Source organism: Caldimonas brevitalea, assembly GCF_001017435.1.
Taxonomy (GTDB): domain Bacteria; phylum Pseudomonadota; class Gammaproteobacteria; order Burkholderiales; family Burkholderiaceae_C; genus Caldimonas; species Caldimonas brevitalea.
This window is the reverse complement of record NZ_CP011371.1, coordinates 4,536,045-4,550,687: the sequence shown is the minus strand read 5'-3', so window position 1 is coordinate 4,550,687 and position 14,643 is coordinate 4,536,045. Positions and strand designations below refer to the sequence as shown.

The 14,643-nt window shown below is 68.4% G+C and carries 13 protein-coding genes; 12 read left to right on the top strand and 1 reads right to left on the bottom strand.

Features of this window, described 5'->3' with window-relative positions; all coding sequences use genetic code 11:
- Window positions 1-6 precede the first annotated feature (6 nt).
- Window positions 7-939, bottom strand: coding sequence for a hypothetical protein (locus tag AAW51_RS19090; protein ID WP_238947637.1), 933 nt, complete (start codon window positions 937-939; stop codon window positions 7-9).
- A 105-nt stretch (window positions 940-1,044) separates the two neighbouring features.
- Between AAW51_RS19090 and AAW51_RS19085 the strand changes: the two genes are divergently transcribed.
- The 12 genes from AAW51_RS19085 (at window position 1,045) to AAW51_RS19030 (ending at window position 14,025) form a co-directional block, all read left to right on the top strand.
- Entirely contained in the window at window positions 1,045-2,301 is a 1,257-nt protein-coding gene (locus AAW51_RS19085; protein ID WP_047195875.1) for a lipoprotein-releasing ABC transporter permease subunit, read from the top strand.
- The gene (gene lolD, locus AAW51_RS19080; protein WP_047195874.1) at window positions 2,294-2,968 is read left to right on the top strand and encodes a lipoprotein-releasing ABC transporter ATP-binding protein LolD; all 675 of its coding nucleotides are present in this window, start codon (window positions 2,294-2,296) and stop codon (window positions 2,966-2,968) included. The genes AAW51_RS19085 and lolD overlap by 8 nt, the downstream gene beginning before the upstream one ends.
- A gap of 25 nt (window positions 2,969-2,993) precedes the next feature.
- On the top strand, window positions 2,994-3,812 hold the full coding sequence (locus AAW51_RS19075; protein ID WP_047195873.1) for a TatD family hydrolase: 819 nt from the start codon (window positions 2,994-2,996) through the stop codon (window positions 3,810-3,812).
- A complete protein-coding gene (locus AAW51_RS19070; protein WP_238947636.1) occupies window positions 3,809-4,348 on the top strand; it encodes a DNA-deoxyinosine glycosylase in 540 nt (179 codons plus the stop codon). The genes AAW51_RS19075 and AAW51_RS19070 overlap by 4 nt, the downstream gene beginning before the upstream one ends.
- Window positions 4,349-4,358: 10 nt before the next feature.
- The gene (locus AAW51_RS19065; protein WP_047195872.1) at window positions 4,359-5,117 is read left to right on the top strand and encodes a spermine/spermidine synthase domain-containing protein; all 759 of its coding nucleotides are present in this window, start codon (window positions 4,359-4,361) and stop codon (window positions 5,115-5,117) included.
- 97 nt (window positions 5,118-5,214) lie between these two features.
- Window positions 5,215-7,032 (top strand): type IV pilus assembly ATPase TfpB, encoded by a 1,818-nt coding sequence (gene tfpB / locus AAW51_RS19060; protein WP_157359961.1) that lies wholly within the window; start codon window positions 5,215-5,217, stop codon window positions 7,030-7,032.
- Window positions 7,033-7,162: 130 nt separating this feature from the next.
- On the top strand, window positions 7,163-7,627 hold the full coding sequence (locus AAW51_RS19055; protein ID WP_047195870.1) for a tripartite tricarboxylate transporter TctB family protein: 465 nt from the start codon (window positions 7,163-7,165) through the stop codon (window positions 7,625-7,627).
- 20 nt (window positions 7,628-7,647) lie between these two features.
- Window positions 7,648-9,156 carry a tripartite tricarboxylate transporter permease gene (locus AAW51_RS19050; RefSeq protein ID WP_047195869.1) on the top strand — a complete coding sequence of 503 codons (1,509 nt, stop codon included), beginning with the start codon at window positions 7,648-7,650 and terminating at the stop codon, window positions 9,154-9,156.
- Window positions 9,157-9,329: 173 nt separating this feature from the next.
- Entirely contained in the window at window positions 9,330-10,604 is a 1,275-nt protein-coding gene (locus AAW51_RS19045; RefSeq protein ID WP_047195868.1) for a DUF3422 family protein, read from the top strand.
- Between the two features lie 90 nt (window positions 10,605-10,694).
- Complete coding sequence (locus tag AAW51_RS19040) at window positions 10,695-12,311, top strand: gamma-glutamyltransferase family protein (protein ID WP_047195867.1); 1,617 nt, start codon at window positions 10,695-10,697, stop codon at window positions 12,309-12,311.
- A gap of 17 nt (window positions 12,312-12,328) precedes the next feature.
- Entirely contained in the window at window positions 12,329-13,225 is an 897-nt protein-coding gene (locus AAW51_RS19035; protein ID WP_238947635.1) for a DMT family transporter, read from the top strand.
- A gap of 20 nt (window positions 13,226-13,245) precedes the next feature.
- Entirely contained in the window at window positions 13,246-14,025 is a 780-nt protein-coding gene (locus tag AAW51_RS19030; protein ID WP_047195865.1) for an SDR family oxidoreductase, read from the top strand.
- The last annotated feature ends 618 nt before the right edge of the window (window positions 14,026-14,643 follow it).

Below are 14,643 nucleotides of genomic sequence, written 5' to 3'. Positions count from 1 at the left end.
GTCGCGTCAGAGGGATTGCAGCAGGGCCACGGGCGCCTGGCGGCTGCGCCGCGAGGTCCAGCGGGCCCACCAGCCGCGGGTGTCGGTTTCGAGGCTGACCGCATGGCGCTCGCCGCACAAGGTCAGGCGCACGCGCTCGCCGCGATGCTGGGCGGCGAGCGCGTCGGCCAGCGGCCCCCGCTCGAGTTCACGCCAGGCGTCGGCCCAGGCGGCCCAATCGCCCGTCAGCAGGCCGGCGCGCAGTCGCTCGTCGACGACCAGGTCGGGCGGCTCGGCGGCCGGCTGGGCGAGGCCGCAGCCGCTGAGCCAGAACGAGTTGACCGGCAGCAGGCCGCGCTCGGCCCGGCGGTCGTTGACCTCGTGGGTGTAGAGCAGCATCTGCACTTCGTTCTGCAGCCGGCGCACCAAGCGGGCTTGTGGGTGGTCGGGCATCCAGGCGTCGACGTTGCGTCCGATCACCCGGTCGGGCGAGGCGGTGGGCAGGTCGGCCAGGCTCTCGTGCGCGGCATACCAGCGGGTCGGGGCGCCATAGGCGAGGGCCCAGCCTTCCGACTCGAACAGGAAGTGCACCGCCTCGAGGATCTCGCGCGACTGCGCGGCGTCGAGCTGCAGCGCCTGCGGGTCGAGCATGCTGACCTGATCGGTGCCGACATGCCAGTGCGCCGGCGTCAGCAAGCCCCAGGCAAGGTCGCCCGGGGCGATGCCGTCGCGCTGCGCCCAGTAGGCCGCCCAGGGCACGCCGCCGTCGGGGCCGGCGAGGCCCAGCGCCGCGGCCAGTGCCCGTTCGTGCGGCGGCGAGTAGCTGTACTCGTCGCCTTCCGAGCGCTCGACCACCGCCATGCGGGCGAGCAACTGCGACAGCACCGGCAGATCGAGGTCGGACAGGGTGTGGTGGCAGGCCTCCGCGAGGGCGCAGGCATGGGGGATCAACAGGTGCATGGGCCGCAATTATCGGTCGCGGCGGGCCGGGCATGGCCTCGGTTAGCATCGAACGCTGCGCCAAAGGCGCGCATATCATTTATTTCTGGCGGTACACCACCCCTCATGAACTGGCCCTATGAACTGCAGATCGGCTGGCGCTACACGCGCGCCGGCCGTGCCACCCGGCGCAACGGTTTCATCTCCTTCATCTCTGGCGTTTCGATGTTCGGCATCGGGCTGGGTGTCGCCGCGCTGATCATCGTGCTCTCGGTGATGAACGGCTTCCAGAAGGAAGTACGTGACCGCATGCTGTCGGTGATCTCGCATGTCGAGGTCTATGCGCCCGGCGGCCAGGCGCTGCCCGACTGGCGCAAGACCGCCGACGAGGCGCGCCGCCATCCGCAGGTGGTCGGCGCTGCCCCCTTCATCGCGGGCCAGGCCCTGGTCGCGCGGGGCGAGGACATGCGTGGCGTGATGGTGCGGGGCATCTCCCCGACCGACGAGCCGAGCGTCACGCCGCTCGCGCAGCAGCTCAAGGACACGGTGCTCGCCCGTCTGGTGCCGGGCGAGTGGGGCATCGTGCTCGGCGGCGAGCTGGCCCGCCAGCTCGGCGTGAGGCAAGGCGACAAGGTCACCCTCGTCTCGCCCGGCGGCCAGATGACGCCCGCGGGCGTGGTGCCGCGCCTGAAGCAAATGACCGTGGTGGGCACCTTCGACGCGGGTCACTACGAATACGACAGCGCGCTGGCGCTGGTGCACCTCGAGGACGCCGCCAAGTTGTTCCGCTTCGAAGGGCCGACCGGCGTGCAACTGCGTCTGCACGACGTGCACCAGGCGCAGGACGTCGCCCAGACGCTCGGCGCCTCGCTCAGCGGTGACCTCGTGGTGAGCGACTGGACCCGCACCAACCGCAACTGGTTTGCCGCGGTGCAACTCGAGAAGCGGATGATGTTCATCATCCTGACCCTGATCGTCGCGGTGGCGGCCTTCAACCTGGTGTCGACCTTGGTGATGACCGTCACCGACAAGCGCGCCGACATCGCCATCCTGCGCACCCTCGGGGCCAGCCCACGCTCCATCATGGGCGTGTTCATGGTGCAAGGCGCCGTCTCGGGCGTGATCGGCACGGCCGCTGGGCTCGGGCTCGGCCTGTTGGTGGCCTTCAACATCGACGTCATCGTGCCGTTTCTCGAACGTGTGTTCAACGCCAGCTTCCTGCCCGGCAGCATCTATCTGATCAGCCGCATGCCCAGCGAACCGCAAGCGTCCGACATCGTGCCGATCGCCCTGATCTCGCTGGTGCTGGCCTTCCTCGCGACGCTCTATCCCAGCTGGCGTGCCAGCCGTGTGCAACCGGCGGAGGCGCTGCGTTATGAATGAAGTCGTGCTGCGGGCACAAGGCCTGCACAAGCGCTTTCGCGAAGGCCCGCTCGACGTCCACGTGCTGCGCGGCGTCGACATCTCGGTGCACGCCGGCGAGACGCTCGCCATCGTCGGCGCCTCGGGCTCGGGCAAGAGCACCTTGCTGCACCTGCTGGGTGGCCTGGATGCGCCGACGGCCGGCGACGTGCAGCTCAAGGGCCGCGCCTTTGCCGCGCTCGACGCGGCCGAGCAAGGCGAGTGGCGCAACCGTCACCTCGGGTTCGTCTACCAGTTCCACCATTTGTTGCCCGAGTTCACCGCGCTCGACAACGTCGCGATGCCCTTGCGCATCCGCCGCCAGCCCAAGCCCGAGGCGCGCCAGCGTGCACGCGAGATGCTGCAACAAGTCGGCCTGGGCGAGCGCGCGCTGCACCGGCCGGCCGAGTTGTCGGGTGGCGAGCGCCAGCGTGTGGCCATCGCCCGCGCGCTGGTGGCGCACCCGGCCTGCGTGCTGGCCGACGAACCCACCGGCAATCTCGACCGCGGCACCGCCAATACGGTGTTCGACCTGATGCTCGCACTGGCCCGGCAACGCGGCACCGCCTTCATCGTCGTCACGCACGACGAGGCCATCGCGCGTCGCTGCGACCGGGCGGTGCACCTCGTGTCCGGCTTGCTCGCCTGAGTCGCGCCGCGCGACAAAGCCGGACATGTGGATCGACACCCACGCTCATCTCGATGCCCCCGAATTCGATGCGGACCGCGATGCGATGATCGGCCGGGCGAGGGCGGCCGGCGTGACGCAAGTGGTGCTGCCGGCGGTGGGGCATGGCAATTTCGTCGCGGTGCGCGAGCTGGCGCATCGGCACCGGCTCAGCTATGCGCTCGGGGTGCACCCCCTCGTCGCCGACAGTGAGCCCGACGACGTGATCGAGCGACTGCGCGACGCCCTCATCGCCTGCCGCGATGACCCGCGGTTGGTGGCGGTCGGCGAAATCGGCCTCGACCTGTTCACACCCGGCCTCGACCGCGCGCGCCAGGAGGCCTTGTTCGTCACGCAGCTGAAGCTGGCGCGCCAGATGGGGCTGCCGGTGTTGTTGCACACGCGCCGCGCGGTCGACCCGGTGCTCAAGCAGTTGCGGCGGGCCGGCGTGGTGGGCGGCATCGCGCATGCCTTCAACGGCAGCGCACAGCAGGCCCGCGTCTTCATCGAGCTGGGCTTCAAGCTCGGCTTCGGGGGGGCGATGACCTTCGAGCGGGCGCACCAGATTCGCCGCCTTGCCGCCGACCTGCCGCTCGACAGCCTGGTGCTCGAAACCGACGCGCCGGACATCCCGCCCCACTGGCTCTACAAGACGGCCGAGCAACGCGCGGCCGGCGAGAGCAGCCGCAACGAGCCGGCCGAACTGCCGCGCATCGCCGCCGAACTGGCGCGCTTGCGCCGGCTTCGGCTCGAAGACCTGGCATCGTGCACCGCGGCCAACGCCCACGCGGTGCTGCCGCGGCTGGCCGCCCTGGAGGCGGCGTGAGTCGGCGCGATGACCGGGCGGTGAGCGGGCCGGCGGACACGCGTGACGTGTTGTCGGGCCTGGCCCCGGTGGTGGCGCCGCACACGCGCTTGGTCGTGCTCGGCAGCTTCCCGAGCGTCGCATCGCTGCAGGCGCAGCAGTACTATGCGCACCCGCGCAACCACTTCTGGCCGATCCTGTCGGCCCTGTGGGACGTCGACCTGCGGGCGCTGCCCTACGCCGAGCGCCTCGAGGTGGTGCGCGCACGCGGACTGGGCATCTGGGACGTGTATGCGCGCTGCCGACGCGAAGGCAGCCTCGACAGCGCGATCGAAGCGGCCGAGCTGAACGATCTGCCGGCCTTGCTGCAACTCGCCCCCGGCCTGCAGGCGCTGGCCCACAACGGCGGCGAGTCGGCCCGCTCGATGAAGCTGACCCAGGCGCTCGGCCTGGCGGTCTACCGGCTGCCGTCGACCAGCCCCGCCAATGCCTCATGGAGTTTCGAACGCAAGCTGGCGGCGTGGCGGGCGGTGTTCGACCGCCACGGACTGATTTGATCCTTGACTGATGAACCGTCGTAAAACCCAGACCCTCGCCCCGGTCACCGTCTCGGAAGCCGACGGCGTGCGATTCCTGCACCTCGGCACACCGTGGGTGCAAGGGGCGATGCGGGTCAAGAAGCCGTACGAGATCGAGCTCGAATATGTGCAGCGCATGATGGCGTGGATGCTGCTGCGCCCCGAAGAGGAACTGACCGCGGGCCATGCGGTGCAGCTGGGGCTGGGCGCCGGCGCCATCACCAAGTTCTGCCACAAGAAGCTGCGCATGCACACCACGGCAGTGGAGTTGAATCCCGAGGTGATCTCAGTGTGCCGGGGCTGGTTCAGGCTGCCCGAAGACGATGACCGGCTGCAGGTGCTCGAGCAGGACGCGGCGCGCTACGCGCAGGCGCCCGAGCACGAGGGCACCGCCGACGTGCTGTGCGTCGACCTCTACGACCACGAGGCGGCCAGCCCGGTGCTCGACGACGAGAAGTTCTATCGCGCCTGCCATCGCCTGCTGGCACCGGGGGGTGTGATGAGTGTCAACCTGTTCGGCCGCGACGCCAGTTTCGAACGCAGTGTCGAGCGCATTGCGGCTGCCTTCGGTCTCGAGACGCTGTGGGCCCTCAAACCGACCAAGGAGGGCAACACCGTGGTGCTCGCCACGAAAGATCAGCCCCACGTCACCCGCGCCGTGCTTGCCGCTCGCGCCGAAAACATCGAAACTCGGTTTTCTCTGCCGGCCGGCAAGTGGCTGCGCATGATGAAGCATCTGCGCCCATGACGGCGTCGACCCGACCCCTTTGCCTGCGACAGGCCCACGGCGCAGCGGCAGCCGCTGCCTGCACCCCGGGCCTGGCAGCAGCCCCAAGGTAAGCCCCATGAGTTCCCTGCCTGTTTCACCGCCGTTGCCGAACCCGGGTGCCGGGCGACGCCCCCGGTCGGCCTTCAAGGGGCGCCTGGAGTGGCGCCAACTGATCGATTGGCTGCGCGAGGACGGCGTGGTCACGCCGGCCGAAGCGCAGCGCACGCAGCAGCGGCTGGCGGCAGGCGACAGTGCCCAGCATCCGCTGGTGCGGCTGGCCAACGTCGGCTTGATGCATGCCGGCACCGGCAAGACGCTCGACGCCGAGGCTTTGACCGAATGGTTGGCGCGCCGCTCGGGGCTCGAGTACCTGCGCATCGATCCGCTCAAGGTCAATGTCGGCCGCGTGGCCGACGTCATGTCGATCAGTTACGCCGAGCGCCGGCGTGCCTTGCCGGTGCAGATCGGCCCTCACGAGCTGACGGTGGCCACCTGCGAGCCGTTCGACACCGACTGGGTGGCCGAGATCGAGGCCCACTCGCGCAAGACCATCAAGCTGGTGCTGGTCAGCCCCGGTGAACTGCAACGCTACACGACCGAGTTCTACACGCTGGCCAAGTCGGTGCGGGCGGCGCAGAAGAGCGGCGAGGCGACGATGGCGCCGGCCAACTTCGAGCAGCTGGTCGAGTTGGGCAAGAGCAAGCAGCTCGACGCCAACGACCAGGGGGTGGTGCAGGTGGTCGACTGGCTGTGGCAATACGCCTTCGACCAGCGCGCCTCGGACATCCATCTGGAGCCACGGCGCGAGATCGGCGCGATCCGGTTTCGCATCGACGGCGTGATGCACACCGTCTACCAGCTGCCTCTCACGGTGATGGCCGCCGTCACGAGCCGCATCAAGCTGCTGGGCCGCATGGACGTGGTCGAGAAGCGCCGGCCGCTGGACGGGCGCATCAAGACGCGCAACCCGGAGGGCGACGAGGTCGAGATGCGCTTGTCGACCTTGCCGACCGCCTTCGGTGAAAAGCTGGTGATGCGCATCTTCGACCCCGATTCGACCGTCAAGAGCCTCGACGCACTCGGCTTCGGTGGGCACGAAGCGCAGCGCTGGGAGCAGCTGGTGACCCAGGCGCATGGTGTGATCCTGGTCACCGGGCCGACCGGCTCGGGCAAGACGACGACGCTGTATTCGACGCTGAAGCGGCTGGCCACCGACGAGGTCAACGTCTGCACCATCGAAGACCCGATCGAGATGGTCGAGCCGGCCTTCAACCAGACCCAGGTGCAGCCCCAACTCGATCTCGGTTTTGCCAACGGCTTGCGGGCCCTGATGCGGCAGGACCCGGACATCATCATGGTGGGCGAGGTGCGCGACCTCGAAACCGCCGAGATGGCGATCCAGGCCGCGCTGACCGGGCATCTGGTGTTCACGACACTGCACACCAACGATGCCACCTCGGCCATCACCCGCTTGCTCGACCTCGGCGTGCCGGCCTATCTGATCAACGCCACCGTGCTCGGTGTCCTGGCGCAGCGGCTGGTGCGCACCCTCTGTCCGCACTGCAAGCAGCCGGACGAAGGTTTCGAGCGCGAAACGCTGGCCGAGGCCATCCAGCCCTGGCGCATGACCGGCGGCTTCCGACCCTACAAACCGGTTGGCTGCATCGAGTGCCGCATGACCGGCTTCCGCGGCCGTGCCGGCCTGTACGAGCTGCTGACCGTGAGCGAGCCCTTGAAGGCCTTGATGGGGCAGGCGCCGGACCTGTCGCGCCTGCGACAGCAGGCCGCGCAGGACGGTTTGCGCCCACTGCGGCTCGCCGGTGCGATGAAGGTCGCCGAAGGCGTGACGACGCTGGATGAAGTGCTGCGCGCGACACCCGCGTGGACACGTTGACCTCCGCCGGTTTCGCTCTGCAGACCGCGCCGGCGCTACGTGTAATCCACAGCGCCCCGTGTCGGGGCATCTCCCTAGAATCCCACAGGTTTCAAGCAAGCTTAAAGAAAGCTGGAAGAGGAGCGCAACGATGAAGATCAAAAGCCAACGGGACTTCGTCTCGGGGCTCATGTTCGTGGCGGTCGGCATCGCGTTCGCGGTCGGCGCCACCAACTACTCGTTCGGCAGCTCGGCCCAGCCGGGGCCCGGCTATTTCCCGCTGCTGCTGGGGCTGATCCTCGCGGTCCTCGGCGCCGTGGTGCTGTTCACCTCGTTGAGCATCGAGCGCGAAGGTGGCGACCCGATCGGCTCGATCGCCTTCAGGCCGCTGGTGCTGATCTTGAGCGCTGTGCTGTTGTTCGGCTTCACGCTGCCGCGCCTGGGCCTGGTCATCGCGCTGCCGGTGCTGATCATCATGGCCAGCTTCGCCAGCACCGAGTTCCGTTGGCGTGACGTCCTGATCAGCTGCGTGGTCCTCACGGTGGCGGCCTGGGGCATCTTTTCCAAGGGCCTGGGTCTGACCATCCCCCTTTGGCCCACCGTGTTCGGCGCCTGAGCCACGACTGAGGACCTGACATGGACCTGCTTTCCAACCTAGCCCTCGGTTTCCAGACCGCCCTGACGCTCTCCAACGTCGGCTATGCCTTTCTCGGTGCCTTGCTGGGCACGCTGATCGGCGTGCTGCCGGGCCTCGGCCCAGTCGCGACGATCGCGATGCTGCTGCCGTCGATCTACTCGCTCGAAGCCACGCCGGCGCTGATCATGCTGGCCGGCATCTACTACGGTGCCCAGTACGGCGGCTCCACCACAGCGATCCTGATCAACGTGCCAGGCGAATCGTCGTCGGTCGTGACGGCCATCGACGGCTACCAGATGGCACGCCGCGGCCGCGCGGGCGCGGCGCTCGCAGCGGCCGGCCTCGGCTCCTTCTTCGCCGGTTCGGTCGGCACCCTGGTGCTGGCCGCGTTCGCGCCGCCGCTGACCGAAATGGCCTTCAAGTTCGGGTCGGCCGAATATTTCGCGCTGATGGTGCTGGGCCTGATCGGCTCGGTGGTGCTGGCCTCGGGGTCCTTGATCAAGGCGATCGCGATGATTCTGCTCGGCCTGCTGCTGGGCCAGATCAACACCGATGTGATCTCCGGCGTGCCGCGCTTCAGCTTCGACATTCCGGAGCTGACCGACGGCATCGACTTCGTCATCATCGCGATGGGCGTGTTCGGCTTCGGCGAGATCATCGCCAACCTCGGCCAGCCGGCGGAACAGCGCGAAGTGTTCACCAAGGACGTGAAGGGCCTGTGGCCGACCAAGCAGGACTTCCGCGACGCCGCGCCGGCGGTGCTGCGCGGCACGGCGCTCGGCTCCATCCTGGGGGTGCTGCCCGGCGGTGGTGCGCTGCTGTCGTCGTTTGCGTCGTACACGCTCGAGAAGAAGGTCTCCAAGCACCCCGAGCAGTTCGGCAAAGGCGCGATCCAGGGGGTGGCGGGGCCCGAGTCGGCCAACAATGCCGGCGCCCAGACCTCGTTCATCCCGATGCTGACGCTGGGCATCCCGCCCAACCCGGTGATGGCGCTGATGGTCGGCGCGATGACGATCAAGGGCATCCAGCCCGGCCCGCAGGTGATGGCCAGCAACCCCGACCTGTTCTGGGGCCTGATCGCCTCGATGTGGATCGGCAACGCGATGCTGGTGATCCTCAACCTGCCGTTGATCGGGATCTGGATCAAGCTGCTGACCGTGCCGTATCGCTTCCTGTTCCCGGCCATCCTGGTGTTCTGCACCATCGGCTTGTACACGCTCAACAACAACAACTTCCACGTCTACCTGGCGGCGCTGTTCGGCCTGGTCGGCTACATCTTCTACAAGCTCGGCTGCGAGCCGGCGCCGCTGCTGCTCGGCTTCATCCTCGGGCCGATGATGGAGGAGCATTTGCGACGCTCGCTGCTGCTCTCGCGCGGCGACTGGAGTACCTTCATCTCGCGCCCGCTGTCGGCCGGCCTGTTGTTCGCCGCCACCGCGATGATCGTGATCGTGTTGCTGCCCAACATCCGGCGCAAGCGCGAAGAGGCCTTCCAGGACGCCGACTGACAACCCGCACGCCCGGTGCATCGAGGGCCGCCATGTGCGGCCCTTTTTCATGTTGTGAACTGCGGCGGCCGAGGGCCTCGCGCCAGGCCTGTGCCAACGGGGCGCCAGCCCAGTGCTGGCGCGGCCTGCAGCGCAAAACGCGATCGGGATAATCAGTTTCAGGAGGAACCCTGATGCTCACACCGCATCCCTTGCGCGAAACGCTGCACAACGAAGTCCACGCCCGCCCTTACGAGCGGCTGTCGGCACCGCTGGCGCTGACGCATCTGGCCTTGCTGACCCCACCTGGCGAAACGCGCAGCCGGGAGCACCTGCACGCGCTGTTGCGTGCGCGGCACTTGCCGCTGCCGTCGGCCGAGGCAGGCCACCTGAGCATCGACCTCGGCGGCCTGCATCTGCGCTGGGAACAGCACACCGAGTTCCAGACCTACACCTTCTGGCGCCAGCTGCCCGACAACCCGACCTCGTTCGACCCCACCGCGGTGTCGTCGGTGCCGCAAGATTGGCTGCGGGGTGTGCCCGGGCAGTGGCTGGTCGGGCTGCACGTGGCCGTCAGCTCCAGCCGTGAGGACGGCAGCGACCCACTGGTGCGGGGCTCGCTCGACGAAGACAGCCTGGTCGCTTCGGTCGTGATGGACGGCCAGGCCGAGGTCTACACCGATTTCCGTCTGCACGGCGACGGCTTCGGCCGGGTGGTGGTGGTGGCGGCCAGCATGCACCCGCGTCGCCTTGGCCGGGCGGTGCAGCGGCTGCTCGAGATCGAAACCTACCGGATGATGGCGCTGCTGGGCCTGCCGGCGGCGCGCGAGGTGGCGGCCACCTTGTCGGATGCCGAGCGTGACCTGGCGCGCATTGCCGGCGAGATCCGCAGTGCCGAGCGCGACCGCGAGCCCGAGCTGCTGCGCCAGCTGACCCAGTTGGCCGGCCGGGTCGAGAGCTTGTATGCCAGCACCCATGCCCGCTTTTCGGCCAGCGCTGCGTATTTCGAGCTGGTGCAGCGGCGCATCGACGAACTGCACGAACACCGGCTGGCCGGCTTGCAGACCATCGGCGAGTTCATGGACCGCCGCCTGGGCCCGGCGATGCAGACCTGCGCCTGGGCCGGACGGCGCCAGCAGCAGCTGTCGGAGCGCATCTCGCGCACCAGCAACCTGCTGCGCACGCGGGTCGAGATCGAGCAACAGCAAAGCAGCCAGGATTTGCTCGACGCGATGAACCGGCGCCAGAAGGTGCAGCTGCGGCTGCAGACCGCGGTCGAAGGCTTGTCGGTGGCGGCCATTACCTACTATGGCGCCGGGCTGGTGGGTTATCTCGCCAAGGGCGGCAAGGAGGCGGGGTTGCTGCCTTTGTCGCCGGAACTGTTGGTCGCGGTCGCGATACCGCTGATCGCAGGGGCCGTGTGGAGTGGGTTGCGGCGCTTGCATCAGCTGGCGCACCGGGCGGCGTGAAGGACACTGCCCGCCCACACTGAACCCACGCTGAACACCTGCACACCTTGCCAGGCAAGCCGATAATCTTCCGCTTGCTGGAGGTGTGCGATGAAGCCGTTCCGCTACGAGTTCCCCTACCCGACGGCGCGCTTGCCGCTGTTCGCCCGCAATGTGGTGGCCACCTCGCACCCGGTCGCCGCGACCGCCGGGCTGCGCATGCTGTGGAAGGGCGGCAACGCCGTCGATGCGGCGATTGCCACCGCGGCCGCGATGACGATCGCCGAGCCGGTCAGCAACGGGCTCGGCAGCGATGCCTTCTGCCTGGTCTGGGACGGCACGCAACTGCATGGTTTGAATGCCTCGGGCCGGGCGCCGGCGGCGTGGACGCGCGACTACTTCCTCGCCAAATACGGCGCCGATGCCAAGACGCCGCCCAAGCGCGGTTGGGACTCCGTCACGGTGCCCGGCGCAGTGGGCGGCTGGGTGGCGTTGAGCCGGCGGTTTGGCAAGCTGCCGTTCGCCGACCTGATGGAGCCGGCGATCGAGTTGGCCGAGCGCGGTTATGCGGTGCCGCCGGTGGTGGCGCAGAAGTGGGCGGCGCCGGTGGCCGAACTGCGGCGCCTGCCCGGATTCGCCTCCGCCTTTCTGCCCGGAGGGCGTGCGCCGACCGTCGGTGAGTTGTGGCGCTTGCCGGAGGCAGCGCGGAGCCTGCGCCTGATCGCGCAGACCGAAGGCGAGGCCTATTACCGCGGCGAGATCGCCGCGGCGGTGGCCCGGCATGCGGCGGCGGACGGCGCGGCGCTGACCGAGTCCGACCTGGCCGCCTACGAACCCGAGTGGGTCGGGCCGCTGGCCAAGGACTACCGCGGCTACACGCTGCACGAGATGCCGCCGAACGGGCAGGGCATTGCGGCCCAGGTGGCGCTGGGCATCCTGTCTCACTTCGACATCGCGTCGCTGCCCCTCGACAGCGCGGAGGCCCAGCACCTGCAGATCGAAGCGATGAAACTCGCCTTCGCGGATGTCTACCGCCATGTGGCCGATCCGTCCACGATGGAGGTGACGCCCGCGCAGATGCTCGACGATGCCTACCTGGCGAGCCGCGCCCAGCTGATCGACCGCCGGCGTGCGCAGCACTTCGGGCCTGGCAACCTGGCGCAAGGCGGCACCATCTACCTCACCGCCGCCGACGAGAGCGGCATGATGGTCAGCTTCATCCAGAGCAACTACATGGGTTTCGGATCGGGCGTGGTCGTGCCGGGTTATGGGCTGTCCCTGCAGAACCGCGGCCACGGCTTCTCGCTCGACCCGGCCAGCCCGAATGTGGTGGCGCCGCGCAAGCGGCCCTTCCACACCATCATCCCGGGCTTTCTGAGCCGCGGTGGCGCTCCGGTGATGAGCTTTGGCGTGATGGGCGCCAACATGCAGCCGCAAGGGCATCTGCAGACGCTCGTGCGCATGCTTGACTACGGGCAGAACCCGCAGGCCGCCTGCGACGCGCCGCGCTGGCGCTACAACAGCGGCCTGTCGCTCAACGTCGAGGCGACGATGGACCCGGCCGTGGTGCAGGACCTGGTGGCGTGGGGCCACCAGATCGACGTGATCCAGGACTCCTACCAGGACTTCGGCGCCGGCCAGTTCATCTGGCGATTGGGCGACCCGGGCACCGAGGGGTATCTCGCCGCGAGCGACCCGCGGCGCGACGGCCAGGCGGTGGGATTTTGAGCGCTGCTGCGCCGCCCGTGCCGGTTGCCGTAGGCCCCGGCCTTGCGCTCGCGCTGCTCGGCTCCATCGCCTTCTCAGGCAAGGCCATCATCGTCAAGCTGGCCTACCGTTATGACGTCGATGCGGTCACGCTCATCATGTACCGCATGCTGTTCGCGTTGCCGCTGTTCGCGCTGATCGCCTGGTGGGCCGGGCGCGGCAAGCCGCCGCTGACGCGGCGCGAGTGGGCCGCCATCGTCGGGCTCGGCATCAGCGGCTATTACCTGGCGAGCTTTCTCGACTTCCTGGGCCTGCAGTACATCAGTGCGAGTCTGGAACGGCTGATCCTCTACCTCAACCCGACGCTGGTGCTGGCGCTCAGCGTGCTGCTGTTCAAGAAGAAGGTGACGGCGCGGCAGCTGATCGCGGCCGGCGTCAGCTACAGCGGTGTGCTGGTGGTGTTCGGCCACGAGATCGGCACGCTGGGCTCGAACGTCGCGCTCGGGAGCGTGTTGGTGTTTGCCAGCGCGGTGTCGTACGCCATCTATCTCGTCTACAGCGGTGAACTGGTCAAGCGGCTCGGCTCGCTGCGGCTGGTCGGCTGGGCCAGCCTGGTGGCTTGCGTGTTCTGCATCGGGCAGTTCGCCGTGCTGCGCCCCCTCTCGGCCGCGGTGGTGGCGCCCGAGGTGCTGTGGCTGTCGCTGCTCAATGCGACCTTGTGCACCGTGGCCCCGGTGCTGATGGTGATGATGGCGATCGAGCGCATCGGGGCGACCCTGGCCGCGCAGACCGGCATGGTCGGCCCGCTGTCGACGCTGCTGATGGGCGTGGTGCTGCTGGGCGAGCCCTTCAGCCTGTGGATTGCGGCCGGCACGGCACTGGTCTTGATCGGCATCTGGATGTTGGCCCGGGCGCGAGTCGCCGAGGGCAAATGAACACTGAGGAGTGACTTCACATGGACTTGGGACTGGCAGGTAAGTGGGCGCTGGTGTGCGCGTCCAGCAAGGGGTTGGGCAAGGGCTGCGCCGCGGCGCTGGTGCAAGAAGGTGTCAACGTGGTGCTGACGGCGCGCGGGCGCGAAGCGCTGGAGGCGACGGCAGACGAACTGCGGGCCTTCAACCGGGCCGAGGTGCGCAGCGTGGCCGGCGACATCACCACGGCCGAGGGGCGCGCGGCCGCCCTGGCCGCGTGCCCGCAGGTGGACATCCTGGTCAACAACGCCGGCGGGCCGCCACCGGGCGATTTCCGCGAGTGGTCGCGTGACGACTGGATCAAGGCGCTGGACGCGAACATGCTCACGCCGATCGAGCTGATCAAGGCGACCGTCGACGACATGATGGGGCGCGGCTTCGGGCGTATCGTCAACATCACCTCGGGCGCGGTGAAGGCGCCGATCGACGTGCTTGGATTGTCGAACGGGGCGCGCTCGGGTTTGACGGGCTTTGTCGCCGGCCTGGCGCGCAAGACCGTCGGGCGTAACGTGACGATCAACAACCTGCTGCCGGGTGCATTCGACACGGACCGTCTGCGCAAGACGATGGAAGCGTCGGCGCGTGACCGGGGGGCGAGCTACGAGGCGACGCGCGAAGCGCGCATGAAGGGTATTCCGGCGGGGCGCTTTGGCAGCGCGGAGGAGTTTGGCGCGGCGTGTGCCTTTCTGTGCAGTGCGCAGGCGGGCTATATCACCGGGCAGAACTGGCTGGTCGATGGGGGGGCGTATCCGGGGACGTTTTGAGGTGTGAGGCGCGCCTTGTCGGCGCGCGCCCGGGACATCATCGCGCAAGTTCCAGGTCGGCAGCGCAACTCAAGCCGGATCGGGTCGGTCGCAGGCAATTCGCTCGGTAGGCAACGGCACGATACGGCCCTGCTTCACATCGAAGCCCCACGCATGCTGGACCCCCGTACGCCCGTCTATGCGGTTCCGTTTGCCATAGCGTCCGAGGGCGACAAAAAAGTTGTCCCTGCTGCCGTCAAGCGCGCACTCCCCCATGACCAAGAATTGGAGCGAGCTGGGGCGCTGCGACTCCGGCCGGCGCTCAAACCTGGGCATCAAGAGCGAGTCAACAATCTGTTTTGTCTTGCCCCCATTCGCATTCGGCGTGATCTTCTGAAGCACGAGGACGGCACGACCTCGACAGTCGAACGTCCCAAAGGACCAGTCATCAGCGGACTGCCCGTCGACCCATAGCACGCCGCCGCCCTCGACCACGCAGGAGAGATGGGGCGCGACGCGATCACCGGGCCGCTGTGCCGAGTATTGCGTGCCAACCAAAGCACGGACCTCATCCTCAACGCCCCTCCCGCCGGACCGATCGGCCGTTGCTCCTCCTGCAAGCAACGCAAGTGACAGGGC